At 73.1% G+C, this 23,633-nt stretch carries 18 protein-coding genes; 9 read left to right on the top strand and 9 right to left on the bottom strand.

What is annotated here, in order from left to right:
• Positions 1–50 precede the first annotated feature (50 nt).
• Complete coding sequence (locus AA0005_RS05200; protein WP_413452345.1) at positions 51–416, top strand: hypothetical protein; 366 nt, start codon at positions 51–53, stop codon at positions 414–416.
• A gap of 58 nt (positions 417–474) precedes the next feature.
• Here the strand turns inward: AA0005_RS05200 and glgP are convergent, their stop codons facing one another.
• The gene (gene glgP, locus AA0005_RS05195; RefSeq protein WP_413452344.1) at positions 475–3,063 is read right to left on the bottom strand and encodes an alpha-glucan family phosphorylase; all 2,589 of its coding nucleotides are present in this window, start codon (positions 3,061–3,063) and stop codon (positions 475–477) included.
• A gap of 166 nt (positions 3,064–3,229) precedes the next feature.
• Between glgP and AA0005_RS05190 the strand changes: the two genes are divergently transcribed.
• Genes AA0005_RS05190 through glgB form a run of 4 tightly spaced genes read left to right on the top strand, consistent with a single transcriptional unit; the run spans position 3,230 to position 10,783 of the window.
• Complete coding sequence (locus AA0005_RS05190; protein WP_413452343.1) at positions 3,230–5,317, top strand: alpha-1,4-glucan--maltose-1-phosphate maltosyltransferase; 2,088 nt, start codon at positions 3,230–3,232, stop codon at positions 5,315–5,317.
• 23 nt (positions 5,318–5,340) lie between these two features.
• On the top strand, positions 5,341–7,134 hold the full coding sequence (treS, locus tag AA0005_RS05185) for a maltose alpha-D-glucosyltransferase (protein WP_413453064.1): 1,794 nt from the start codon (positions 5,341–5,343) through the stop codon (positions 7,132–7,134).
• Positions 7,134–8,531 carry a maltokinase N-terminal cap-like domain-containing protein gene (locus tag AA0005_RS05180; protein WP_413452342.1) on the top strand — a complete coding sequence of 466 codons (1,398 nt, stop codon included), beginning with the start codon at positions 7,134–7,136 and terminating at the stop codon, positions 8,529–8,531. Before treS ends, AA0005_RS05180 begins: the two co-directional genes overlap by 1 nt.
• Before the next feature lie 44 nt (positions 8,532–8,575).
• Complete coding sequence (gene glgB, locus AA0005_RS05175; RefSeq protein ID WP_413452341.1) at positions 8,576–10,783, top strand: 1,4-alpha-glucan branching protein GlgB; 2,208 nt, start codon at positions 8,576–8,578, stop codon at positions 10,781–10,783.
• An 80-nt stretch (positions 10,784–10,863) separates the two neighbouring features.
• Here the strand turns inward: glgB and AA0005_RS05170 are convergent, their stop codons facing one another.
• The 3 genes from AA0005_RS05170 to AA0005_RS05160 are packed head-to-tail and all read right to left on the bottom strand — an operon-like array spanning position 10,864 to position 14,108.
• The gene (locus AA0005_RS05170) at positions 10,864–11,781 is read right to left on the bottom strand and encodes a tetratricopeptide repeat protein (protein ID WP_413452340.1); all 918 of its coding nucleotides are present in this window, start codon (positions 11,779–11,781) and stop codon (positions 10,864–10,866) included.
• 39 nt (positions 11,782–11,820) lie between these two features.
• Positions 11,821–12,873 (bottom strand): hypothetical protein, encoded by a 1,053-nt coding sequence (locus AA0005_RS05165; protein ID WP_413452339.1) that lies wholly within the window; start codon positions 12,871–12,873, stop codon positions 11,821–11,823.
• On the bottom strand, positions 12,870–14,108 hold the full coding sequence (locus AA0005_RS05160) for a hypothetical protein (RefSeq protein ID WP_413452338.1): 1,239 nt from the start codon (positions 14,106–14,108) through the stop codon (positions 12,870–12,872). The genes AA0005_RS05165 and AA0005_RS05160 overlap by 4 nt, the downstream gene beginning before the upstream one ends.
• 200 nt (positions 14,109–14,308) lie before the next feature.
• Between AA0005_RS05160 and AA0005_RS05155 the strand changes: the two genes are divergently transcribed.
• Both AA0005_RS05155 and AA0005_RS05150 read left to right on the top strand, forming a co-directional pair.
• Positions 14,309–15,760, top strand: a complete 1,452-nt coding sequence (locus tag AA0005_RS05155) for a hypothetical protein (RefSeq protein WP_413452337.1) — start codon at positions 14,309–14,311, stop codon at positions 15,758–15,760.
• A 293-nt stretch (positions 15,761–16,053) separates the two neighbouring features.
• Positions 16,054–17,178 (top strand): calcium:proton antiporter, encoded by a 1,125-nt coding sequence (locus tag AA0005_RS05150; RefSeq protein ID WP_413452336.1) that lies wholly within the window; start codon positions 16,054–16,056, stop codon positions 17,176–17,178.
• Between the two features lie 7 nt (positions 17,179–17,185).
• Here AA0005_RS05150 and AA0005_RS05145 read toward each other — a convergent pair whose 3' ends face one another.
• The gene (locus AA0005_RS05145) at positions 17,186–17,674 is read right to left on the bottom strand and encodes an N-acetyltransferase family protein (RefSeq protein WP_413452335.1); all 489 of its coding nucleotides are present in this window, start codon (positions 17,672–17,674) and stop codon (positions 17,186–17,188) included.
• An 86-nt stretch (positions 17,675–17,760) separates the two neighbouring features.
• Here AA0005_RS05145 and AA0005_RS05140 point away from each other — a divergent pair, with 86 nt between their 5' ends.
• Complete coding sequence (locus tag AA0005_RS05140) at positions 17,761–18,867, top strand: YihY/virulence factor BrkB family protein (protein ID WP_413452334.1); 1,107 nt, start codon at positions 17,761–17,763, stop codon at positions 18,865–18,867.
• 121 nt (positions 18,868–18,988) lie between these two features.
• Positions 18,989–19,414: a hypothetical protein gene (locus tag AA0005_RS05135; RefSeq protein ID WP_413452333.1), complete on the top strand. Its 426-nt coding sequence runs from the start codon at positions 18,989–18,991 to the stop codon at positions 19,412–19,414.
• A 1-nt stretch (position 19,415) separates the two neighbouring features.
• On the opposite strand, the gene AA0005_RS05130 is transcribed toward AA0005_RS05135, so the two are convergent.
• From AA0005_RS05130 to AA0005_RS05115, 4 genes are read right to left on the bottom strand one after another with little or no spacing between them, the layout of a single operon-like run.
• Positions 19,416–20,225, bottom strand: a complete 810-nt coding sequence (locus AA0005_RS05130) for an alpha/beta fold hydrolase (protein WP_413452332.1) — start codon at positions 20,223–20,225, stop codon at positions 19,416–19,418.
• 58 nt (positions 20,226–20,283) lie between these two features.
• Entirely contained in the window at positions 20,284–21,669 is a 1,386-nt protein-coding gene (locus AA0005_RS05125; protein ID WP_413452331.1) for an ABC transporter substrate-binding protein, read from the bottom strand.
• Between the two features lie 40 nt (positions 21,670–21,709).
• Positions 21,710–22,657 (bottom strand): carbohydrate ABC transporter permease, encoded by a 948-nt coding sequence (locus AA0005_RS05120; RefSeq protein WP_413452330.1) that lies wholly within the window; start codon positions 22,655–22,657, stop codon positions 21,710–21,712.
• Positions 22,657–23,604: a carbohydrate ABC transporter permease gene (locus AA0005_RS05115; protein WP_413452329.1), complete on the bottom strand. Its 948-nt coding sequence runs from the start codon at positions 23,602–23,604 to the stop codon at positions 22,657–22,659. The genes AA0005_RS05120 and AA0005_RS05115 overlap by 1 nt, the downstream gene beginning before the upstream one ends.
• Between the last annotated feature and the right edge of the window lie 29 nt (positions 23,605–23,633).

Genomic DNA, 23,633 nt, shown 5'->3' with positions numbered 1-23,633 from the left:
CCGGCCCACTCGCGCTACCCCGGCAGCACGCCGCTGGGCACAATGGCAGCGTGGCGGAGCGGCTCACCGGTGAGGCCCGGGACCGGGTGCGGGCAAGTGCGCTGACGTTCGTCGGCGGGATGACGATCCTCCTCGTCGCCGTCGCCCTCTACGCCACCCTGGTCGAGGGGACGTCGGTCGTGCCGAGCAGCGTCGTCGCCGTGTCCGACGACGGTCGGCGCGTCACCGTGGAGCTCGAGCACACCACGTGCGAGGAGCCGGCAGAGGTCACCGTCGACGAGCGCACGGACGAGGTCGTCCTGACTGCCCGCGTCACGACGGCGGAGGACGACGGCTGTCGTCCCGTCACCAGCCGGGAGAGCGTCACGCTCGCCGAGCCGCTGGGGACCCGCGAGCTGCGCACCACCCGGCCCTGAACCCGGACGGCGAGAGCCGGACTCCTCGGTGGAGGAGTCCGGCTCTCGGCGGAGGGGGTTAGGCCTGAGCGGCGGCCACGAGCGCGAGCTCGGCGGTACCGGCGACGAGCTCGTGCGTGGGCACGATCCGCACCGAGTAGCCGAAGGAGCCCGAGAACTCGAGCTCGACCTCACCGTGGTAGCCGTAGCGGCCACCCTCGTAGGTCTCGCGCAGCTCGAGCGGGCGGGTGGCGACGTCGACGAGCGTGTCGTCCTCCCCAACCCGGCCGGTGACGAGCTGGACCTCGACGTCCTCCGGACGCAGGCCGCCGAGCGTGACGTAGGCGCTGACGCCGACGACGTCACCGACCTTGACGACGTCGGCCACCCCGGTGGACTCGACGTGGTCGACCCGCACCCCGTGCCAGGCCTCGCGCACGCGGCCCTTCCACTCGGCGAGCGCCGTCGCCCCGGCGAAGCCCTCGCCGTTGAGCGTGCGGTAGGAGCCGGCGACCGGCGTGTAGAGCCGCTCGACGTACTCGCGCACCATGCGGGTGGCCTGGACCTTCGGGCCCAGGGTGGCCAGCGTGTGGCGGACCATCTCGAGCCAGTGCTGCGGGATGCCGTTCTCGTCACGCTCGTAGAAGCGCGGCACGACGGTGTCCTCGAGCAGCTCGTAGAGCGCGGCGGCCTCGAGGGCGTCGCGGCGCTCGGGGTCCTCGACGCCGTCGGCGGTGGGGATCGCCCAGCCGTTCTGGCCGTCGTACCACTCGTCCCACCAGCCGTCGAGGATCGAGAGGTTGAGGGCGCCGTTGAGCGCGCACTTCATCCCGGAGGTGCCGGAGGCCTCGAGCGGGCGCAGCGGGTTGTTGAGCCACACGTCGCAGCCCGGCATGAGGGTCTGGGCCATCTCGATGTCGTAGTTCGGCAGGAAGACGATGCGCTCGCGCACCCCGACCTCGTCCGCGAAGCTCACGAGCTTCTGGATGAGGCCGATGCCCTGCTCGTCGGCGGGGTGGGACTTGCCGGCGACGACGATCTGGATCGGGCGCTCGGGGTCGGTGAGCAGCTTCCGCAGGCGCTCGGGGTCCGAGAGCATGAGGGTGAGCCGCTTGTAGGTGGGCACGCGGCGGGCGAAGCCGATGGTGAGGACGTCGGGGTCGAGGACGTCGTCGACCCAACCGAGCTCGGCCGGGGAGGCGCCGCGGTCCATCCACGACTTCCGCACGCGGCGGCGCGCGGACTTCACCAGCTCGGTGCGCAGCGTGCGGCGCATGGCCCACAGCTCGGCGTCCGGGACGCCGCCCTGCTCGGCGGGCAGCAGCCAGCCGTCGCCGCTGGCGACCTGCTCGGGGCTCAGGTGCGCCTCGGCCATCTTCACGAAGGCGGGGTCGGTCCACGTCGGGCCGTGCACGCCGTTGGTGATCGAGGTGATCGGCACCTCGGTGACGTCGAAGCCGGGCCACAGCTGGTGGAACATCCCGCGCGAGACCTTGCCGTGGAGCTGGGCGACGCCGTTGGCCAGGCGCGCGGTGCGCAGCCCCATGACGGCCATGTTGTAGACGGAGCGGTCCCCGCCCTCGAAGTCCTCGGTCCCCAGCGCGAGGATCTTCTCGACCGGCACACCGGGCAGCTCGGCCGAGCCGCTGAAGTGCTCGCGCACAAGCTCGCGCGAGAAGCGGTCGATGCCCGCGGGCACGGGGGTGTGGGTGGTGAAGACGGTGCCGCCGCGGACGGCCTCGAGGGCCGCCTCGAAGCTCAGGCCCTCGGCCTCGACGAGCTCGCGGACGCGCTCGATGGCGAGGAACCCGGCGTGGCCCTCGTTGGCGTGGTAGACCTGCGGCGCCGGGCCGCCGGTGAGGCGCGCGTGCAGGCGCAGCGCCTTGACCCCGCCCATGCCGAGGAGGAGCTCCTGCTTGAGCCGGTGCTCGGGCGAGCCGCCGTACAGGCGGTCGGTGACCTTGCGGGTCGCGTCGTCGTTCTCGGTGATGTTGGAGTCGAGGAGGAGCAGCGGCACGCGGCCGACGTCGGCGCGCCAGACCTGCGCGTGGAGCTGCTGGCCACCGGGCAGCGGCAGGCTCACGCGCGCGGGTGTGCCGTCCGCCTCGCGCAGCAGCGTGAGGGGCAGGTTGTCGGGGTCGAGCAGCGGGTAGGTCTCGTGCTGCCAGCCCTCACGGGTGAGCGACTGCTTGAAGTAGCCGGCACCGTAGAGCAGGCCGACGCCGATGATTGGCACCCCGAGGTCCGAGGCGGACTTGAGGTGGTCACCGGCGAGGATGCCCAGGCCGCCGGAGTACTGCGGCAGCACCGCGGTGATGCCGAACTCGGCGGAGAAGTAGGCGATGGCCTCGGGCTTGTCCGGCGCGTGGAAGGACTCCTGGTACCAGCGCGGCTCCTCGAGGTAGGCCCGGAGGTCGGCGTCGAGCTCGTGGACGCGCGCGACGAGCGCCTCGTCGCGGGCCAGCTCCTCCAGGCGGGCCTTGCCCAGCTCGCCGAGGAGCTCGATGGGGTCGCCGTGGAGGGCCTGCCAGCGCTCGGGCTCCAGCGACTCGAACAGGGCCCGGGTGGGCTCGTGCCACGAGAACCGCAGGTTCTGGGCGAGGGTGTCCAGCGGAGCGAGGGGCTCGGGCAGGACCGTGCGGACGGTGAATCGACGGATGGCTCTCACCCGGTCGAGTGTAGCCACGTTCCCGCAACTTTTTCAGGGGCTTACGGCCCGTTTCACCAGCCTCGGCGCCGGTGTCCAACGGCCCAGTCTGGACCAGCCCGTCGCGCCTCGCAGCCCGGGCCGTCTGCGGTCGACCGCAGCCCGCCACGTCGATAGGTTCGTGACCGTGAGTCACGCACAGCGCACCTCCCAGCCCCCGGCCGCGTCCACGCCACCGCCCACCGCCCCGCGTCCGGCGTCTGCGACCCCGATCGGCCGCATCCCGGTCATCGAGGTCTCCCCCGTCGTCGAGGGCGGCCGCTGGCCCGCCAAGGCCGTCACCGCGGAGGCCTTCCGCGTGCGGGCGACCGTCTTCCGCGAGGGGCACGACGCCGTCGCCGCCACCGCCGTCCTCACCGGGCCCGACGGCGTGGAGCACAGCCGCGTGACGATGGACCCGGTGGACCCGGGCCTGGACCACATGGAGGCCTGGCTCGTCCCCGACCGGGAGGGCGAGTGGACCTTCCGCGTCGAGGGCTGGTCCGACCCCTACGGGACGTGGCTGCACGACGCGCCGCTCAAGGTCAACGCGGGCGTCGACGTCGAGCTCATGCTCACCGAGGGCGCGCTGCTCCTCGAGGCCGCCGCCGCCCGCCCCGAGCTGCCCGCCGCGGCCCGCGCCGTCCTCACCGACGCCGTCACGGCCCTGCGGGACGCGGAGCGTCCCCCGGCCGCGCGGCTGGCCGCCGGCACGGCCGAGGAGGTCCGCGAGGCGCTCGCCGCCCACCCGGTGCGCGAGCACGTCACCCCGAGCGCGGAGTACCCGCTGCGGGTGGACCGCCCGCTCGCGCTCGTCGGCTCCTGGTACGAGTTCTTCCCCCGCTCCGAGGGTGCCCGTTTCGACCCCGAGCAGGGCCGCTGGGTGTCCGGGACGCTGCGCACCGCCGCCGAGCGGCTGCCCGCGATCGCCCACATGGGCTTCGACGTCGTCTACCTCACCCCGATCCACCCGATCGGGACGACGAACCGCAAGGGCCGCAACAACACGCTGACCGCCCAGCCGGGCGACCCGGGCTCCCCCTACGGCATCGGCTCCCCCGACGGCGGGCACGACGCCATCCATCCCGAGCTCGGCACCTTCGCGGACTTCGACGCCTTCGTCGCCCGCGCCCGCGAGCTGGGCATGGAGGTGGCCCTCGACATCGCACTGCAGGCCTCCCCCGACCACCCGTGGGTCACCGAGCACCCCGAGTGGTTCACCCGCCGCGCCGACGGCTCGATCGCCTACGCGGAGAACCCGCCGAAGAAGTACCAGGACATCTACCCCCTGAACTTCGACAACGACCCCGAGGGCATCTACCACGCGGTCCGCGACATGCTCCAGGTGTGGATCGACCACGGTGTCACCGCCTTCCGCGTCGACAACCCGCACACCAAGCCCCTCGACTTCTGGGAGCGCATCCTCACCGACGTGCGCGAGTCCCACCCCGAGGTCGTCTTCCTCTCCGAGGCCTTCACCCGCCCGGCGATGATGCGCACCCTCGCCGCCGTCGGCTTCCACCAGTCCTACACGTACTTCACCTGGCGGACGACGAAGGAGGAGGTCGCCGAGTACCTCGAGGAGGTGTCGAACGAGACCTCCCACGTCATGCGGCCGAGCTTCTGGCCCACGACCCACGACATCCTCACCCCCTACATGCAGACCGGCGGGGTGGCCGCCTTCGCGATCCGCGCGGTGCTCGCCGCGACCGGCTCGCCCACGTGGGGCATCTACTCCGGCTACGAGCTCGTCGAGAACGTCGCCCGGCCCGGCGCCGAGGAGCAGATCGACAACGAGAAGTACGAGTTCAAGGCCCGCGACTGGGGCCGGGCGGAGCACATCGGGATCTCCCGGCTCCTCACCGAGCTCAACCGCATCCGCCGCGCGCACCCGGCCCTCCAGCGGCTGCGCGGGCTCACCGTCCACCCGACGACGGACGACGCGACCGTGTGCTTCTCGCGCCACGTGCCCGCGCACCTGTCGCCGACGGGCCAGGCCGACACCGTCGTCGTCGTCCTCACCCTCGACCCCTTCACCACCCGGGAGGGCACCATCGACCTCGACCTGTCCGCGCTCGGGCTGCCCGAGCCGGCTCCCGGCACGGACCCGGGCACCCCGCTCCTCGAGGCCACGGACGAGCTGTCCGGCGAGACCTACTACTGGGGCCGGACTCCCTACGTCCGCCTCGACCCGCACCAGCGCTGCGCCCACGTCCTGTCGGTGAGGTCCCTGTGAGCCCCAACAACCCCGTCCGCGCCCTGACCGCCCGCACCGACCCGATCCCGCGGCTCGGCCACGGCGAGCGCCCCGGTCTCACGCAGGACCCCGAGTGGTACCGCACCGCGGTGTTCTACGAGGTGCTGCTGCGCGCCTTCGGCGACTCCGACGGCTCGGGCACCGGTGACCTGCGCGGCCTCATCGACCGCCTCGACTACCTCCAGTGGCTGGGCGTCGACTGCCTGTGGATCCCGCCGTTCTACCCCTCGCCGCTGCGCGACGGCGGCTACGACGTCTCGGACTACACCGCCGTCGCGCCGGAGTACGGGTCCATCGAGGACTTCCAGGAGCTCCTCGAGGCCGCCCACGAGCGGGGCCTGCGGATCATCATCGACCTCGTCATGAACCACACGAGCGACCAGCACCCGTGGTTCCAGGCCTCCCGGGCGATGCCCGACGGCCCCTACGGGGACTTCTACGTGTGGAGCGACGACAACACGAAGTACGGCGACGCCCGCATCATCTTCGTCGACACCGAGACCTCGAACTGGTCCTTCGACCCGGTGCGCCGCCAGTACTACTGGCACCGGTTCTTCTCCCACCAGCCGGACCTCAACTTCGAGAACCCCAAGGTCATCGAGGCGATGCACGACGTCGTCCGGTTCTGGTGCCGCCTGGGCGTGGACGGCTTCCGCCTCGACGCCGTGCCGTACCTCTTCGAGGAGGAGGGCACCAACTGCGAGAACCTGCCGCGCACCCACGAGTTCATCCGGGACCTGCGCGCCATGGTGGACCGCGAGTTCCCCGGCACGCTCATCCTCGCCGAGGCGAACCAGTGGCCCGAGGACGTCGTCGAGTACTACGGCACCGAGACGGACCCCGAGTGCCACATGTGCTTCCACTTCCCGGTCATGCCGCGCATCTTCTACGCGCTGCGCGAGCAGCGGGCGCACGCGATCCGCGACATCCTCGCCGACACCCCGCCGATCCCCCGCGGCGCGCAGTGGGCCACCTTCCTGCGCAACCACGACGAGCTCACCCTCGAGATGGTCTCCACCGAGGAGCGCGCGGCGATGTACGGCTGGTACGCCGAGGACCCGCGCATGCGCGCGAACGTCGGTATCCGCCGTCGCCTGTCCCCGCTGCTGGGCAACTCCCGGGCGGAGATCGAGCTGGCGCACGCGCTGCTGCTGTCCCTACCGGGCAGCCCGTACCTCTACTACGGGGACGAGATCGGCATGGGCGACAACATCTGGCTGCCCGACCGGGACGCCGTGCGCACCCCGATGCAGTGGTCCCCGGACCGCAACGCCGGCTTCTCCACCGCCGACCCGGGCAAGCTCTACCTGCCGCTCGTGCAGTCCCTGGTCAACCACTACCAGGCGGTCAACGTCGAGGCGCAGTACGCGACGCCCACCTCCCTGCTCCACTGGGTGCGCGGCATCCTCGAGGTGCGCCGGGCCCACCCGGTCTTCGGCACGGGCAGCTTCGAGGTCCTCGAGGTGGACAACGACGCCGTCCTCGCCTTCGTGCGCGAGAACGACGACGAGGCGATCCTCTGCGTCATGAACCTCGCCAACACCCCGCGGGCGGCGCACGTCCAGGTCCCCCGGTACGCCGGGCGCCAGCTGACCGACATCTTCGGCGGGGCGGTCTTCCCGTCGGTCGACGCCTCCGGGAAGGTGACCGTCACCCTGGGCTCGCGCGACTTCTTCTGGCTGCAGGTCGAGCCGGCGGCGTCGCCCGCCGTCCCGGCCGCGGTGCCCGCCGCGAGCGCGCCCTCCGCCGGGACGCCGCTCGAGCCGCTGCCCACCACGGACCACCGGGAGCCGTGATGCCCACGCTCACCCCGTCCTTCCCCGAGTTCCTGCCCGAGTGGGTGGCCCGGCAGCGCTGGTACACCGCCAAGGGCCGCACGCCGCAGCTGCGGCGCGTCGGCGGCCTGCGCTACCAGGACCCGGACGGCGAGGTGGGCGTGGAGACGTGGATCGTCCAGGACGACGGCGGACCGGCCCCCGTCGTCTACCAGATCCCGCTCAGCTACCGCGGCGCCCCGGTGCCCGAGCTCGAGCACGCGCTCGTCGCGCAGGCCGAGCACTCCGAGCTGGGCCCGCGGTGGATCTACGACGGCTGCCACGACCCCGTCGCCGCGCGGCTCATCCTCACGACGATCCTCGGCGGTGGGTCGGTCGAGTCCGACGGCGGGGACCAGTACGGGCGTGCCACCGGGCACCGCGCGGGCGGCGCCGGGGCGATGGGCTCCCACACCGCCGGCGAGCGGGTGCGGGTGCTGCGCGGGGAGCAGTCCAACACCTCGATCATCTTCGAGGGCGAGGACGGTCCGCCGGTCATCTGCAAGGTCTTCCGGGTGCTCGGCGACGGCCGCAACCCCGACGTCGTCGTCCAGGAGGCCCTGGCCGCCGCGGGCAGCACGCGGGTGCCGGCCCCGCTGGGCGACCTCTACGGCGAGTGGCCCGGGACCGGCGACCAGCGCCGCCACGGCCACCTCGCCTACGCCCAGGAGTTCCTGCCCGGCGTCGAGGACGCGTGGCGGGTGGCCGTACGCGCCGCCGTCGACGGCGCTGACCTCGCCGAGCGGGCGGCCGACCTGGGCGCCGCCGTCGCCTCCGTCCACCGCGACCTCGCGGCCGCCTTCCCCACCCACGAGGCGACCGCGCCGGTGCGCTCCCAGCTGCGCGCCACGTGGCGCCACCGTGCTACCGCCGCGCTCCTCGAGGTGCCCGAGCTCGAGGAGCACCGCGAGACGATCGCCGCCGTCTTCGCCCGCACCGAGAACGTGGCCTGGCCCGGGCTCCAGCGCATCCACGGCGACCTCCACCTCGGGCAGGTCATCGAGGCGCCCGGCCGCGGCTGGCTGCTCCTCGACTTCGAGGGCGAGCCGCTGCGCCCGCTCGCCGAGCGCACCGCCCCGGACCTCGCGCTGCGGGACGTCGCCGGCATGCTGCGCTCCCTCGACTACGCGGCCGGTGCGGCGCAGCGCGAGCACGGCGCCACCGTCGGGGAGGACTGGGCCGCGCAGGCCCGCACCGCCTTCCTCGACGGGTACGCCCGCGAGGCGGGGCACGACCCCCGCGAGGACGCCGAGCTGCTCGCCGCCCTCGAGCTCGACAAGGCGCTCTACGAGGCGGTCTACGAGGCGCGCAACCGCCCGGACTGGCTGACCATCCCCGTGTCCGGGGTCCGGCGCCTGCTCGGGCTCGGCACCCAGTGACGTTTCTCGCGCGACACCCCGGACGTGATGGAAGAGTGGACGACATGACCAACGACGAGCGCCTGGCCCCCGGCACCTCCGCCCCGGCCCCTGTCGACGGTGGCGTGCTGCACGCCGTCGCCGCCGGCCTGCACCACCAGCCCCACGACGTCCTGGGCCCGCACGTCGGTGAGGACGCCGTCACGATCCGCACGCTGCGGCCGCTGGCCGACGCCGTCGTCCTCGTCACCGCCACGGGCCGCCAGCCCCTCGAGCACGAGGCGGAGGGCGTGTGGGTGACCACCCTGCCCGGCACCCAGGTGCCCGACTACCGCCTCGAGGTCACCTACGGCAGCGACACCCACACCGTCGACGACCCCTACCGCTTCCTGCCGACGCTCGGCGAGCTCGACCTCCACCTCGTCGGCGAGGGCCGCCACGAGCAGCTGTGGACGGTTCTCGGCGCCCACGTGCGCCGCTACCCCTCCGAGCTCGGCGAGGTCACCGGCACCTCCTTCGCGGTGTGGGCGCCCAACGCGCGCGCCGTCCGCGTCAAGGGCGACTTCAACTCCTGGGACGGGCGCAGCACCGCGATGCGCTCCCTCGGCTCCACCGGCGTGTGGGAGATCTTCGTGCCCGGCGTGGGCGACGGCGCCCGCTACAAGTTCGAGATCCAGTACCGCGACGGCACCTGGCACGACAAGGCCGACCCGATGGCCCGCGCCGCCGAGCACCCGCCGGCCACCGCCTCCGTCGTCACCGAGTCCCGCTACGAGTGGCAGGACGAGGAGTGGATCGCCCGCCGCGCCGCGACCGACCCGCACTCCGGGCCGATGAGCGTCTACGAGGTCCACCTCGCCTCCTGGCGGCCCGGGCTGAGCTACCGGGACCTCGCCGTCGACCTCGTCGACTACGTCGCCGGCCTCGGGTTCACGCACGTGGAGTTCATGCCCGTGGCCGAGCACCCCTTCGGTGGCTCGTGGGGCTACCAGGTGACCTCCTACTACGCCCCGACGGCGCGGATGGGCGGGCCCGACGACTTCCGCCACCTCGTCGACGCCTTCCACCAGGCCGGCATCGGCGTCATCATGGACTGGGTCCCGGCCCACTTCCCCAAGGACAGCTGGGCGCTGGCCCGCTTCGACGGGACGCCGCTGTACGAGGACCCCGACCCGCTGCGCGGCGAGCAGCCCGACTGGGGCACCCTCGTGTTCAACTTCGGACGCCGCGAGGTGCGCAACTTCCTCGTCGCCAACGCGCTGTACTGGCTCGAGGAGTTCCACATCGACGGCCTGCGCGTGGACGCCGTCGCCTCGATGCTCTACCTCGACTACTCCCGCCAGCCGGGGCAGTGGCGGCCCAACGAGCACGGTGGCCGGGAGAACCTCGAGGCGATCAGCTTCCTCCAGGAGACCAACGCGACCGCCTACCGCCGGGTCCCGGGGACGGTGATGATCGCCGAGGAGTCCACCGCGTGGCCGGGCGTCAGCGCCCCCACCGACCAGGGCGGCCTGGGCTTCGGGCTCAAGTGGAACATGGGGTGGATGAACGACACCCTGCGCTACCTGGCGGAGGAGCCGATCAACCGGCGCTACCACCACGGGGAGCTCACCTTCTCCCTCGTCTACGCCTTCTCCGAGCAGTTCGTCCTGCCGCTGAGCCACGACGAGGTCGTCCACGGCAAGGGCTCGCTCGTGCGCAAGATGCCGGGCGACCGCTGGCAGCAGCTCGCCGGGGTGCGCGCCCTGCTCGCCTACCAGTGGTCCCACCCCGGCAAGCAGCTGCTCTTCATGGGCGGGGAGTTCGGCCAGGAGGAGGAGTGGTCCGAGGCCCGCGGCCTGGACTGGCACCTGCTCGACAACCCGGCCCACGCCGGGCTCGCCGACCTCGTCCGCCGGCTCAACGACGTCTACCGCGCCCACCCGGCGCTGTTCGCCGACGACTTCTCCCCCGGCGGCTTCCAGTGGATCGAGGCGGGCGACGGCGACCACAACGTCATCAGCTTCCTGCGCCGCGACCCCTCGGGGCAGGGGCGTGACGTCGCCTGCATCGTCAACTTCGCCGGCACGCCGCACGAGGGCTACCGGGTGGGCCTGCCCCACGCCGGCACCTGGCGCGAGATCCTCAACACCGACGCCGAGGAGTACGGCGGCTCCGGCGTGGGGAACCTCGGCCGGGTGACGGCGGAGGAGCTGCCGTGGAACGGGCGGCCCGCCTCCGTGCGGCTGCGCGTGCCCCCGCTCGGCGCCCTCTGGCTCACGCCGGAGGACTGACCCGACAACGCCCCCTCCGACGCCGAGAGCAGAGTTGTTCCGCGGAACAACTCTGCTCTCGGCGTGAGGGGTGAGGCGCGCTAGTAGAGGGCGCTCGCCAGGTTGCGGCGCGCCTCGGCGACAGCCGGGTCGGCGTTGCCGACGATCTCGAAGTACTCGACGATGCGCTTGCGCGCCTGCTCCCGGTCCTCCCCCGCCGTCGCCCGCACCACGGCGAGCAGCCGGTCGAAGGCGGCCTGCGGCTGCCCGGCCGCGACCTCCGCGTCGGCGGCGGCCAGGTGCACGGCCACCTCGGTGAAGGGCTGGCCCTCGGCGGCGACGACCGCCTGCAGGCCACCGGCACTGGCGGTGCGGATGATGAGCTCGACCTGCGCGAGCGCCGCCGTGGCCTCGTGGTCGGCCGGGTTCTCCTTGAGCGCCCGCCGGTAGGCGTCGGCCGCGGCGGCGTAGTCCTCGCGCTCGATGGCCTCGAGCGCCTCCGCGTGCAGCGGCGGCAGCGGCGGCTCCTCCGGCTCCAGGGCGTCCTCCTCGGGCGCCGCGCCGCTCACCGTGCCGGTGACGCCCGCCTGGGCGGCCACGCGCAGCAGCTCCTCGAGCACGGCGCGCAGCTGCTCCTCGGGGTAGTCGCCCTGGTACAGCGGGACCGGCTGGCCGCGGACGATCGCGACGACGGTGGGCACCGCCTGCACCTGGAAGGCCTGGGCGATCTGCGGGCTCGTCTCGACGTCCACGCGCGCGAGCTGGAAGCGCCCGCCGAAGTCGGCCGCCACCTTGGCGAGCACGGCCGAGGGACCACCGGCGTAGGACGCCGACACCTCGACGACGACCGGCACCCGCAGCGAGAGCTCGACCGTCTGCTGGAAGCTCGCCTCGGTGACGTCGACGACGAGAGGTGCGTCGGCCGCGTCACCGCCGGCAGCGCCTGCGGCCGGCTGGGGCGGACGGGCGAGGGCGGAGAGGTCCACGGCGCCGTGCAGGTTGATGGAGGGCTGACTCATCGGTGTCCTTCTGTGTGCGGTGAGGTCCTGACGACGACGTTACCCCTCGCCGTCGTCGCCGCCCCCATCCTCGGGAGCCGGCTCGCTCGCCGTGACGTTCGCCAGCACCTGCGTGGCGCCGAGCACGGAGATCTTCTCGTCGGTGCCCGCGGGCGGCACCGCGAAGGCGACCGGGATGAGGTAGTGCGCCTGCGCGGCGCCGGTGATCCGGGAGTTCTCGCCGAGGAGCAGGCCGATGTCGCCGCCCGCCTCGAGCGTGGCGCCCTCGACGGTGCGGCTGAGGTTGAGGCGGCCGTCGATGACGCCGACGACGAGCGCACCGCCCTCTGCCGTCTCCATCGCCGAGACCGTGCCCTCGCGCACGGCGTAGGACTCCGAGACCTCACCGGCCACCTCGACGGTCGCCCGCAGCGCGGAGATCATCTCGGCGTAGCCGCTGCGGAAGGGGTCCTCCGCGAAGAGGTTGGGGTTCCCGCCGCCGGACAGCAGCGCGGCGTACTCCTCCACGGTCTGCTGCGGGGTGGCGGCCAGCCCGGGCGCGTCGACCGGGAGCTGGGGGCTGCCGGCGTCGGGGCGCGCGGTGCTCGGGGTCTGCGCACCAGGCAGCAGCGAGGTCCAGAACGACAGCTTGTACTGGCTGCGGGCGTCCTCCTGGGTGAGGACGAGCAGCAGCGGCAGGTTCGCGTCCTCGGGGACGTGGGAGACGACGTACAGCGAGCGCGGCCACTCGTCGGTGGCGGCGACGACCTCGACCTGGCTGTTCGTCGTCAGCGGGGTGGGCGTGCGCTCGCCGTCGGAGGCGGCGCTGAGCCGGTACTCGGCCTCGCGCATCGCCAGGGCGGGCCCGGCGAGCCGGTCAGCGAGGAGCTCGGCGTCCAGCGCGGCGTCCGCCTCGTCGACGGTCTCCTCGACGTCGGCGAGGATCCGCTCGATGCGGTCCTCGTCGAGCACGGGCTGGGGTGCGGTCGCGGCGGGCTCGGGGGCGGGCTGCGGGACCTCGCCACCGCAGCCGGCGAGGAGCAGCGCGGTGACGGCTGCGCCGGCAGCGAGCCGGGCGCCGCGGTGCCTGGGGTGGTGGGTGGCGCCGGTCATCGTCGCTCCTCTCCGTCGTCGTCCGTGGGTGGGGTGGTGGTGGCAGGTCCGGAGCCGAAGCCCCAGACCGAGCGCCACGACGGCGGGGCGGGGGCGAAGCCCTCCGGCTCGTCGGTGGGCTCTGGCTCGTCGGTGGGCTCGGGCTCGTCCGTGGGCTCTGGCTCGACGGCGTCCTCGGGCTCGTCCACGGGCTCCGGCTCGTCGGCGGGCTGGGCCTCGTCGGTGGCCTCGGGCTCGTCCGCCGCCTCGGGCGGCACGGCAGGCTCGGCCTCGACCGTCGGCTCCGGCTCGTCCGCGGGCTCCGGCTCGTTCTGCTGGAGCCACGCCGGCAGGGCCGGCTCCTCGCCCTCCGGCTGCTCCTGCGGCTCGGCCGGCTCGTCCTCGGGGAGCGCGGCAGCGGCCGCGAGCGGCACGGGCGGGACGGTCTCGTCCGCCGGCCGGTTCCGCTCGGCGCGGGCCATGGCCTGCTCCATCTCGCGGATCTGGCGGCGGGTGAGGCGCTCACCGGTGCCCGGGTCGGTGTCGGTGATGCTGCGCGGCGGCTCGTCGCCACCGCGCGCACGGGCCTCGTCGCGCCGGCGGCGCTCGCGCTCGGCGAGGACGTCGAGCACGATCATCGTCACGCCGGCCACGAGCAGCAGGACGCCGACGACGATCCCCGGCACGAGCCACGGGGTGCTGACCTCCCGGCCCCACTCGAGCTCGACCTCCGGCGCCGGGCCGGTGCCGTCGGTGGCGGCCACGAGGCTCCAGCGGCCCGGGCTGTCGGACCAGCTGAGCTCGGCCGAGCCGGTGGACACGGTCTCGACGACCCACAGGTCGGAGCCGGCCGGGTTCGGCAGCCCCGCGGGCTCCTCCTCGCCCTCCGGCGCGGTGGGCTCCTCGGCCGGGTCCGTGGGCTCGGCGGTGACGATCTCGACGGTCAGCTCCTCCCAGGAGGACAGTCCCGTCACCCGCATGTGGTCGGCGCCGGCGAGCCAGGCCTCGACCTCGGCGGTGCGGCCGATGGCGAGGACGACCTGCTCGTCGTCGCCGGCCGTCGCGCGCACCGTGACCTCGGGGTCGACGGCGTCGAGCACGCCGGGCTGCGTCACGACGACGGGGACGTCGGGACGCTCACCGAGCGCGAGCGTCGCGGTGTCGGAGGAACGGACGACGGCGGCCGCGACGACGGAGGCCAGGAGGACGAGCACGCCGGCGAGGGCGAGCATCAGGGGCAGTCTGCGTCGGGTCACGGGGTGAGGCTTCCTCCCAGGCGGGGCGCGGGTGCGACACCACAGGATACGCCGCACCCTGCGTGCAGCGCGTTATCGGTTTGTGACCAAATTGCGACGATCACGCGGGGGCACCGTATCGGCCGGAGCGTCCCGTCCGGTCCCCCGGTTACGCTGACGTCGGCCCGCAGCAGCGTGCCGACCCCTGAGCAGGAGGACAGATGAGCGAGGACCAGTCCGTGTTTCCCGTGGTCATGCGCGGCTACGACCGCGCGCAGGTGGACCAGCGGATGCACGCCCTGGAGACCGCACTCGCCGGCGCCCGGCAGCAGGTGGCGGCGCTCGACGAGCGCACCATGCGACTGTCCGGGGAGCTGTCCCAGGCCCAGCGCGAGCTGCGGGAGCGCGCTCAGCCGACCTACGCGGGCCTCGGCTCGCGCATCGAGCACCTCCTGCGCTCCGCGGAGGAGCAGTCCGCCGGGGTCGTGGAGCGCGCTCGCGAGCAGGCCGCCCAGGCCGTGGCCGAGGCGGAGCAGCGAGCCGCCGAGCTGACCGAGCGGGCCGAGACCGAGGCCGCCTCGCGGCTGGCCGCCGCCCGCCGTCAGGTGGAGGAGACGCTGGAGGACGCGCAGCGTCAGGCCGAGTCGGCGCTCGAGGTCGCCCAGCGCTCGGCCGAGGAGGTCGTCGCCTCCGCCGAGCGTGAGGCCGCCCGCGTCAAGGAGTCCGTCCGGGACGAGGAGCAGCACCGCCGCGCCGACCTCGACCGCGAGCTCGCCCTCACCCGCGCCACCGCCGAGCGGGAGGTGCTTGAGCTGCGCACGGCCGCCGAGCAGGAGGCCACCCAGCTGCACGCCGAGGCCACCCGCGCGCAGCAGGAGGCCCAGAACACCCTCGACCAGGCCAAGGCCGAGGCCGAGCAGCTGCGCCACCGCGCCCAGCTCGAGGCGGCGACCCTCCGGGAGGAGACCGAGCGCGCCGCCGCCGAGGCCCAGGCGCAGGCACGGGCCGCCACCACCGCACTGGCCGAGGAGACCGAGCGTCGCGCCGCCGACGCCGAGGCGCGCCTGGCCGAGTCGCTCGCCCGCACCGAGTCGGTCATCGCCGACGCCGACGCCGCCGCGGCCCGCCGTGTCGCGCAGGCCCGGGAGGAGGCCGAGCAGGTCCTCGCCGACGCCCGCGCCGAGGCCGAGCGCCTGCTGCGCGAGACCGCCGAGGCCGCCCAGGCCGAGCGGGACGCCCTCGCCGCCGAGATCAGCGACCTCGCCCGCCAGCGCGAGGACATCAGCACCTACCTCAACGAGCTCCGCGGGGTTCTCGCCACCCGCACGCCGAGCGCCGTCGCCGGGCCGGTCGTCACCGCCGCCGCGGAGGAGCCCGCTCCCCTGCCCACCGCGGACGCCGCCGAGGAGGCCGAGCCCGAGCCGGCTGAGCCCGAGCAGGAGCCGGCGGCTGTCGAGCCGGAGCACGAGCCGGCGGCTGCCGAGACGGAGCCGGCCGCGGCCGACGCCGTCGCCGAGGAGACCGACGACGCCGAGCTCGACGAGTCCGACGCCGCCGACGCGGACGCCGACGCCGACGCGGAGCCTGTCGCCGACGAGCCGCGCACCGAGGTCATGGACGCGGTCTCGGGCGAGACCGCGGTGATGCCGGCCGTCAAGGACGAGCGCCGCTGACACCGGGCACCCGGCCGGCACGTCGCCGGGTGCCCGCCGTCGTCGTCTCCCTGTCGCTGATCCGCGCACGGGTCCGCGACACGCGCGCAACGCGCCGGGACAGGTGACGATCAGCGGCCCATCCGGGGACTCGTGCGCAGATCAGTGACACCTGCGGGGGTGGATCCGGTCACCAGCGCGGCACCGGCGCACCGGCCTCGCTACCCTGGAGGCGGCGCGCACGCAGGCGCCCCGAGCCGGGGACGGCCCCGCTCGGCAGCCCGGCTCGGGGACGGCCCCGTGGAGACTCCACCGTGCGTTCCGTCCTCACCCCCGCCGCCGTCCTGCGCCTCCTGCTCGGCTGGGGCGCCGTCCTCGGCCTCTCGCTGACCGGCACGCTGCTCGAGCCGCCCGTCCCGGCGCCGCTGCTCGTCGCGGCCTTGGCGGTCATCGTCGGCGTGGTCCTCGTGTGCGCCTTCGGCGTCGTCCACGAGGCCGAGCACCTGGCCCGCCGCCTCGGCGACCCCTACGGCTCCCTCGTCCTCACGCTCTCGATCGTCGTCATCGAGGTCGTCCTCATCTCCGCGGTCATGCTCGGCCCCGGTGAGCACGCGACGATCGCGCGCGACTCGGTCATGGCGGTCGCGATGATCATCCTGTGCGCCGTCGTCGGCCTCGCGCTGCTCGTCGGCGGCAGGCGGCACGGCGGCCTTGCGCCGAACCGGGCCGGGACCTCGCAGTACCTCGCGATGCTCGTCGTCCTCCTCGCCCTCGCCTTCGGGCTCCCCACCGCCCTCGGCGACGAGGGGTCCTACACGACGGCGCAGGCCGTGCCCGTCGTCCTCGTCACCGTGGTGCTCTACACCTTCTTCCTCGCCCGGCAGACCGGGGCGCAGGCCGGGGACTTCCGCGAGACCACGCTGCCGTCCGAGGGACGCGGGACGACGACGGCGCGGGCCGGGCTGCGCGACGTCGTCGCCGTGCACCGCACCGAGCTCCTGCTGCGGGCGGGGCTGCTCGTCGCCACGGTGCTGCCGATCGTCCTGCTCTCGCACGACATGGCCGCGCTCCTCGACGACGGGCTCGGCAGACTCGGCGCCCCCACCGCCCTGGCCGGGATCCTCATCGCGATGATCGTCTTCCTCCCGGAGTCGATCACCGCGGTGCGGGCCGCGCTCGCCGGTGAGGTCCAGCGGGTGGTCAACCTGTGCCACGGGGCGCTCGTGTCCACGGTCGGGCTGACGATCCCCGCCGTCCTCGTCATCGGCATGCTCACCGGCCAGCCGGTCGTGCTCGCGGAGTCACCGGTCAACCTCCTGCTGCTCGGCGTCGCGCTGCTGCTGTCGGTGACGACCTTCTCCGCCCCGCGGGTCACCGCCACCCACGGCGCCACGCACCTGGCGGTCTTCGCCGTCTACGCGGTCGCCGTCCTGTCCTGAGGCCGGGTCAGCGCACCATGCGGAGGTCGGCGATGCCGCCGAAGCGCTCCTCGACGCGGCGCTCGCCGGTGAGGACGAAGCCGTTGCGCCCGTAGAAGCGCTGGGCCCGCTCGTTGCCCTCGGCCACCCACAGGTAGGCGGGCGCGTCCCCGACGGCGTGCTCGAGCAGCGCCCGTCCCAGCCCCTGCCCGTGCCAGCCGGCGAGGACGTAGAGGCCCGCCAGGAGCAGCGGGCGTACGTCACCCGGACCGGTGGCCATGGCCCGGGAGAAGCCCGCGAGCTCACCGGTGTCCCGCACGGTGCCCACCCAGGTGACGCCGGCGTCCGGGTCCTCCAGGCGGCGCGCCCAGCGGGCCGGGCCCTCCTCCTCCATGCGCGCGTAGACGTGCTCGGGCACGTCCTGGGCGTAGGTCTCCCGCCAGCTGCGGAGGTGGAGGTCGGCGAGGGCGGCGGCGTCCTCGGGGCGCGCCGCACGGATGTGGAGGGGGCCTGCCATGACCCACACGGTAAGCCACCGGCCACCGGTTGCGGAGCGTCGGTGCCCGGCCCACGCTGACCTCTACCGCGACGACAGGAGTGACGATGAGCGCCGACCGCCACGAGTCCGACCGCCACGAGCCCGACCACCCCGGCAAGCCCGACTCCCCCACGGACATCCGCAAGCCGTCGTGGACCTACGTGCTGCGCAAGACGATCCGGGAGTTCAGCCGCGACGAGTGCACCGTCCTCGCCGCGGCCCTCACCTACTACGCGGTGCTGTCCCTCTTCCCGGGACTCATCGCGCTCGCCTCGATCCTCTCCCTCGTGGGACAGGGCGGTGAGGGCACGAACCAGATCACCACCGTCCTCGAGGACACCCTCCCGGCCGAGACCGCTAAGCAGCTCGAGCCGATCGTCGAGAACATCACCAACGTCGGGGCGCCCGGCATCGGCCTCGTCATCGGTCTGCTCGTCGCGCTGTGGACCGCCTCGAACTACGTCACCGGCTTCGCCAAGGCGATGAACCGGATCTACGAGGTCCCCGAGGGCCGCCCGGTGTGGAAGCTGCGTCCCTGGACCTACCTCCTCACCCTCGTCCTGCTGCTGCTCGTGGCGCTCGCGATCGTCATCCTCGTCGTCAGCGGGCCGGTCGCGCAGACCGTCGGTGACCTCATCGGCCTGGGCTCCACCGCCGTCACGGTGTGGAACATCGCCAAGTGGCCGGTGCTGCTCGTCATCGTCATCGTCATCATCGCGCTGCTGTACTACGGCTCGCCCAACGTCAAGCAGCCCAAGCTCAAGTGGATCAGCGTCGGCGCCGTCATCGCGATCGTCGTCGCGGCCCTCGCGACGGTCGGCTTCGGCTTCTACGTCGCCAACTTCAGCAGCTACAACGAGACCTACGGGGCGCTGGCCGGCGTCATCATCTTCCTCCTGTGGCTGTACATCATGAACCTCGCCCTTCTCTTCGGGGCCGAGTTCGACGCCGAGCTCGAGCGCGGCCGCCAGCTCCAGGCCGGCATCGAGGCCGAGGAGCACATCAAGCTCCCCGCCCGTGACACCAAGGCGTCGGACAAGAAGGCCGAGCAGCACCGCGAGGACGTCGAGCGCGGTCGTGCCCTGCGCCGCTCGCACGGCCGCACCGAGGACGAGGACGCCGCACCGGCGAGCCGCCGCTCCCGCAGGGACACCGCCCGCAGCGACGACTGACCCCCTCACGCCGACAGCCGGATTTCGCCAGGCGGAATCCGGCTGTCGGCGAGGGAGGGGCCGGGCTCCGGCTGTCGTCGTGTCGGAGGGGTACCGGTGGGGGCCGGTCTACGCTGGGTGGGTGAGCGAGGAGCGCGACTGGGCGGAGCAACGACGCGAGGCCGCGGCGGTCCACGCGGACATGCTCGCGCAGCGTCAGTGCGCCGAGCACGAGCGCGCCTCCCGGCTGCTGCGGGAGTTCGCGGACGTCGCCCGCGACCGCCTCGCGCCCGAGCCGCTGCGGGTGCGCGGCTACGGCGGGCGCGGCGAGGCGCGCAGCGACGTCACCGGCTGGTACCTGCGCACCGACCGCAGCGCGGGTGTGAGCACCGCGGGCGACTTCTACCTCCTCACCGCCCCGCTCGGCCTGCGTGACCGGCTGCGCGGGGTGGCCCTGGAGCCGAGTCCGCCGCCGATGGTCCTCGGCGCCGGCGGCCGGGACGGGGAGTCGATCGACCTGCCCGACGCGCTCGAGCGGCTGCTGCCCGGCTGGCGCACGCTCGGCTGAGTCAGGCGACGGCGGCGTGCAGCCGCCGCAGCGCCTGCGCCACCGCGTCCGGGTCCTCCATCGCGCTCATGTGCCCGGCCCGCGGCACGACGACGAGCTCGGCCGCCCCGCCGAGCGCCCGGGCCATCTCTTCGGCGGCGTCCTGGGGGCTCGTGATGTCCTCGGCACCACGGAGCACGAGCCCGGGCACCTCGAGGTCCTCGAGCGCCGTGAGCCGGGCGGGCCGCGCGGCCATCGCCCGCTGCCCCCACGCGATCGACTCTCCCGGCGCCTGCGCCAGCCACTCGCGCAGCCGCGCGACGACCTCGGGCCGCTCGGCCCGGGTCGTCTCCCCGAGCACGACGTCGACCATCCCGGCCACCGCGTCCGCCCCGCTGCGACCGGCCTCCTCCGCCGTGCGCAGCCGCTTGTCGCGCGCCTCCGCGGAGTCGGCATCGGCACGCGTGTCGAGGAGCCCGACGGCGGCGAGCAGCCCGCGGTGCCGCTCGGCGAGCGCGAGGGTGACGTACCCGCCCATGGACAGCCCGGCGACGACGGCACGCTCGACGCCCTCCCAGCGGAGGGTCGCCGCGATGGCGTCTGCGTAGGTCTCCAGGGACGGGCCGGGCTCACGGGACACGGCCGCGGCGACGTCGTCGGGAGCCGGGGACGCCCCGAATCCGGGGGCGTCGAGGGTGAGGACGGGAACGTCGTCGAGACGGGCGACGACGTCGTCCCACATCCGCGAGTCGAGGGGGAAGCCGTGGAGCAGGACGAGGGGCAGGCCGCTCGCCGGCCCGTGGCGGTGCAGGGCAAGAGGTCCGGTGCTCATCCTCCGAGGATGGCACGCCCGGGCCGGGCGCACGCGGCGTCCGGCCCGGGCGGGACAGTCAGTCGAGGGCGAGGTTGTCGTAGGCGCGCATGACCGTCTCCTGCGCGTCCGACAGCGCCTCCTCGGCCGTCTTGTCCTCGAGCAGCGCCGCCGTCATCGCGTTGGTCAGCTCGTTGGTGATCTCCTGGCCCACCGGCGAGGCACCGAAGGACTGCCCGTACTCGACGACCTCGTAGTAGGTCTCGATGACCTGGTCGAAGGCCGCGTTGCCGGAGGGCTGGACGTGCGCCTCGCGGATCGCCTGGTCGGCCTCGGGCGAGCCGGTGAACAGGCCGGTGTTGACGCCACCCTCCGCCTCGATCGTCGCGGCACGGGCCTCGCCGGCCGCGTCCCACGCGTCGAGGGAGGTCACCTCGACCATCCACGCGCACGCGCCGTCGGGGTTCGCCGCACCGACGGGGACGACGAAGGCCGTGCCGCCGGACACGGAGAAGTTCTCCCCGTTCGCGTCGCGGAAGGGCACCGCGCCGAGCTCGACCTCGTCGATGTACGGGGACAGCACGTTGGGGTACCACTGGGCGTTGATCTGCGCACCCACCTGGTCGGCGACGAACTGGTTCTGCTCGCCGAAGAAGTCGAAGGAGTCGGCGAAGCTCTTGTAGCGCGCGTAGCCACCCTGAGCATCGACGATCTCCTTGACGTGCTCGATCGCGGCGACGTTGGCGGGGTCGTCGAGGGTCGGGGCGCCGTCCTCGTCGGTGAGGGAGCCGCCCATGCCCAGCACCCACAGCGGGGCCTGGCCGGTGGGCTGGGGGTCGAAGCCGAGAGTCGTCGGGTTGCCGCCGCTCTCGGCGTACATCGCCTCGACCGCGGGCAGCAGGACGTCGAGGTTCGAGGTGTCGATGGCGTCGTCGGCGACGCCCGCAGCGTTCATGACGTCCCGGTTCAGCAGGACGGCGGGCGGCTGGTAGAACTGCGGCGTCGCCCAGACCTGGTCCTGCCACCGGACGTCGTCGACGACGAAGGGGTACCAGTGCTCGTCGGGCACGACGTCGTGGGCCTCGAAGCACTGGTCGAGGGGCTGAATGAGTCCCTGGGCGGCGTAGGTACCGACGTAGCGGCGGTCCATCTGGACGACGTCGGGCACGTCACCGCTGGCGATGCGGGTGGTGAACTTCTGGGCGTCGAAGCCCGTGGGGTCGAGCTGGATCTCGAGGTCGGTGAGGGTCTCCTCGGCGTGGTCGAGGCGGGCCTGTCCGACGTCGTCGGCGTTGTCGAAGGCCCACGCGTCGATCGCGCCGGTCGCCTCGGCGGAGAAGGAGCCGCCCTCGCCGTCGCCCGACCCGTTCGAGCCGCCGTCGTCGTCGGAGCCGCCGCACGCCGCGAGCAGCAGGAGGGCCGGGACCACCCCCGTCGCGACGAGTGTGGAGTGACGCTTGTTCATGTCGTTCCCTTTCTCACGGTGGGGTGGGCGGCACGCCGCCTCACCCCTTGCGGCCGGTGGTCGCGATGCCCTCGATGAAGTACCGCTGCCCGAAGGCGAACAGCACGAGCATCGGGAGGGTGACGAGCAGCGAGGCGACCATGACGTACTGGTAGTCGCCCTGGCCGCCCGCCGTCGGGCTGTAGCGGGTCATCGCGTACGCGATACCCAGCGGGGCGGTGAAGTCCTCGATGTCGCCGGCGTTGAGATAGATGAGCGCCGCCTGGAGGTTGTTCCAGCTCGCCTGGAACTCGAAGAGGAAGACGATGATGAAGGACGGGATCGACAGCGGCATGACGATCCGCCAGAAGATCCGCCAGTAGCTCGCCCCGTCCATCCGCGCCGCCTCGAAGAGCTCACGGGGCAGGCCGAGGAGGAACTGGCGCTGGAGGAAGATGTAGAACGCAGAGCCGAAGAGGTTGAAGGCCCACAGCGGCGCCCACGTGCCGAGGAGCCCGATCTCCTTCCAGATGAGGTAGGTCGGCACCATCGTCACCGCACCGGGCAGCATCATCGTGCCGAGCACGAGCCCGAAGAGGGCGCCTCGGCCCGGGAAGCGGAAGTGCGCGAAGCCGAAGGCGACCATCGTGCTCGAGACCGCGACCGTCGTCGCCGCCAGCAGGGCGATCGCCACGCTGTTGAACAGCCAGCTCGTCAGCGGTAGCTGGTCCCACACCTCGCTGTAGTTCGACCACACGAAGGTCTCGGGGATGAGCCTGTTGTCGAAGACCTGCCCGCGCGGCTTGAGGCTGGCGGCCAGCAACCACGCGAAGGGGTACATGAAGACGATCGCGAAGAGGATGACGAGCACCCACAGGACGACCTTGCCGGGCGAGAGGCGGAACGGGGGCTTGCGCCGTCGTCGGGAGCCGTAACGCTCGGTACCGGCCGCCTCGTCGGCGGCCCGGTCGGTGGTGACGATCGCCTCGGGCGAGTTGAGGGCGGACATCAGCGGCTCCCTTCGTAGAAGACGAGCCGGTTGCCCACGCGCACCTGGATGACCGTGACGATCATGATGATGACGAACATGAGCCAGGCCATCGCCGAGGCGAAGCCGAAGTTGAACTGCCGGAAGGCCTGCTGGAAGAGGTAGACGGCGTAGAAGAGCGAGGCCTCCGGGGAGGGGTTGTTCTGGTCGCGCCAGAACAGCAGGTAGGCCTGGTCGAAGGTCTGGAACGCGGCGATGCTCAGCACGATGACGTTGAAGAAGAGCGCCGGGGAGATCATCGGCAGGGTGATCCAGAAGAACTGGCGCAACGGCCCGGCGCCGTCGATCGCCGAGACCTCGTACAGCTCCTGCGGCACGTTCTTGAGGGCCGCGAGGAAGATGACCATCGTGCCGCTCACCGCCCACAGCGACATGAGGACGATCGAGGGCTTGACCCAGTCGGGGTCGACGAGCCACTGCGGGCCGTCGATGCCGAGGAGCGCCAGGCCCTGGTTGATGGCGCCGGTGTTCCCGTTGAGGAGGAGGAAGAAGACGGCGGCGGTCGCGACGGCGGGCGTCATCTTCGGCAGGTAGTAGATCGTGCGGAAGACGCCGCTGCCCCGGCCGAGCCTCGACAGCAGGAGGGCGAGGGTGAGTGCGAAGACGATCTCCAGCGGGACGAGCATGACGGCGTAGAAGAGCGTGTTGGCCAGCGACGTTGCCACCCGCGGGTCCTCGATGAGGTTCTCGAAGTTCCGGGTGCCGACGGGGCGCATCTCGCCGGTGGCGAGGTTGTAGTCGCTGAAGGCGATGAACAGGCTCCACACCATGGCGCCGGCCGTGAAGATGAGGAAGCCGACGATCCACGGGGAGATGAAGAGGAGGCCGGTGAGCGCCTCGCGGCGGTTGTAGCGGACGTTGCGCCGCGGCCGGGAAGCCCGGCGCGCGCCCACCCGGGTCTCAGTCACCGGAGGTCCAGCGGACACACCTGCGCTCG

This window comes from Georgenia phoenicis (genome assembly GCF_047302425.1).
GTDB lineage: Bacteria > Actinomycetota > Actinomycetes > Actinomycetales > Actinomycetaceae > Oceanitalea.
The sequence above is the reverse complement of the archived record's forward strand: the minus strand, read 5'-3'. Positions and strand labels throughout refer to the sequence as shown.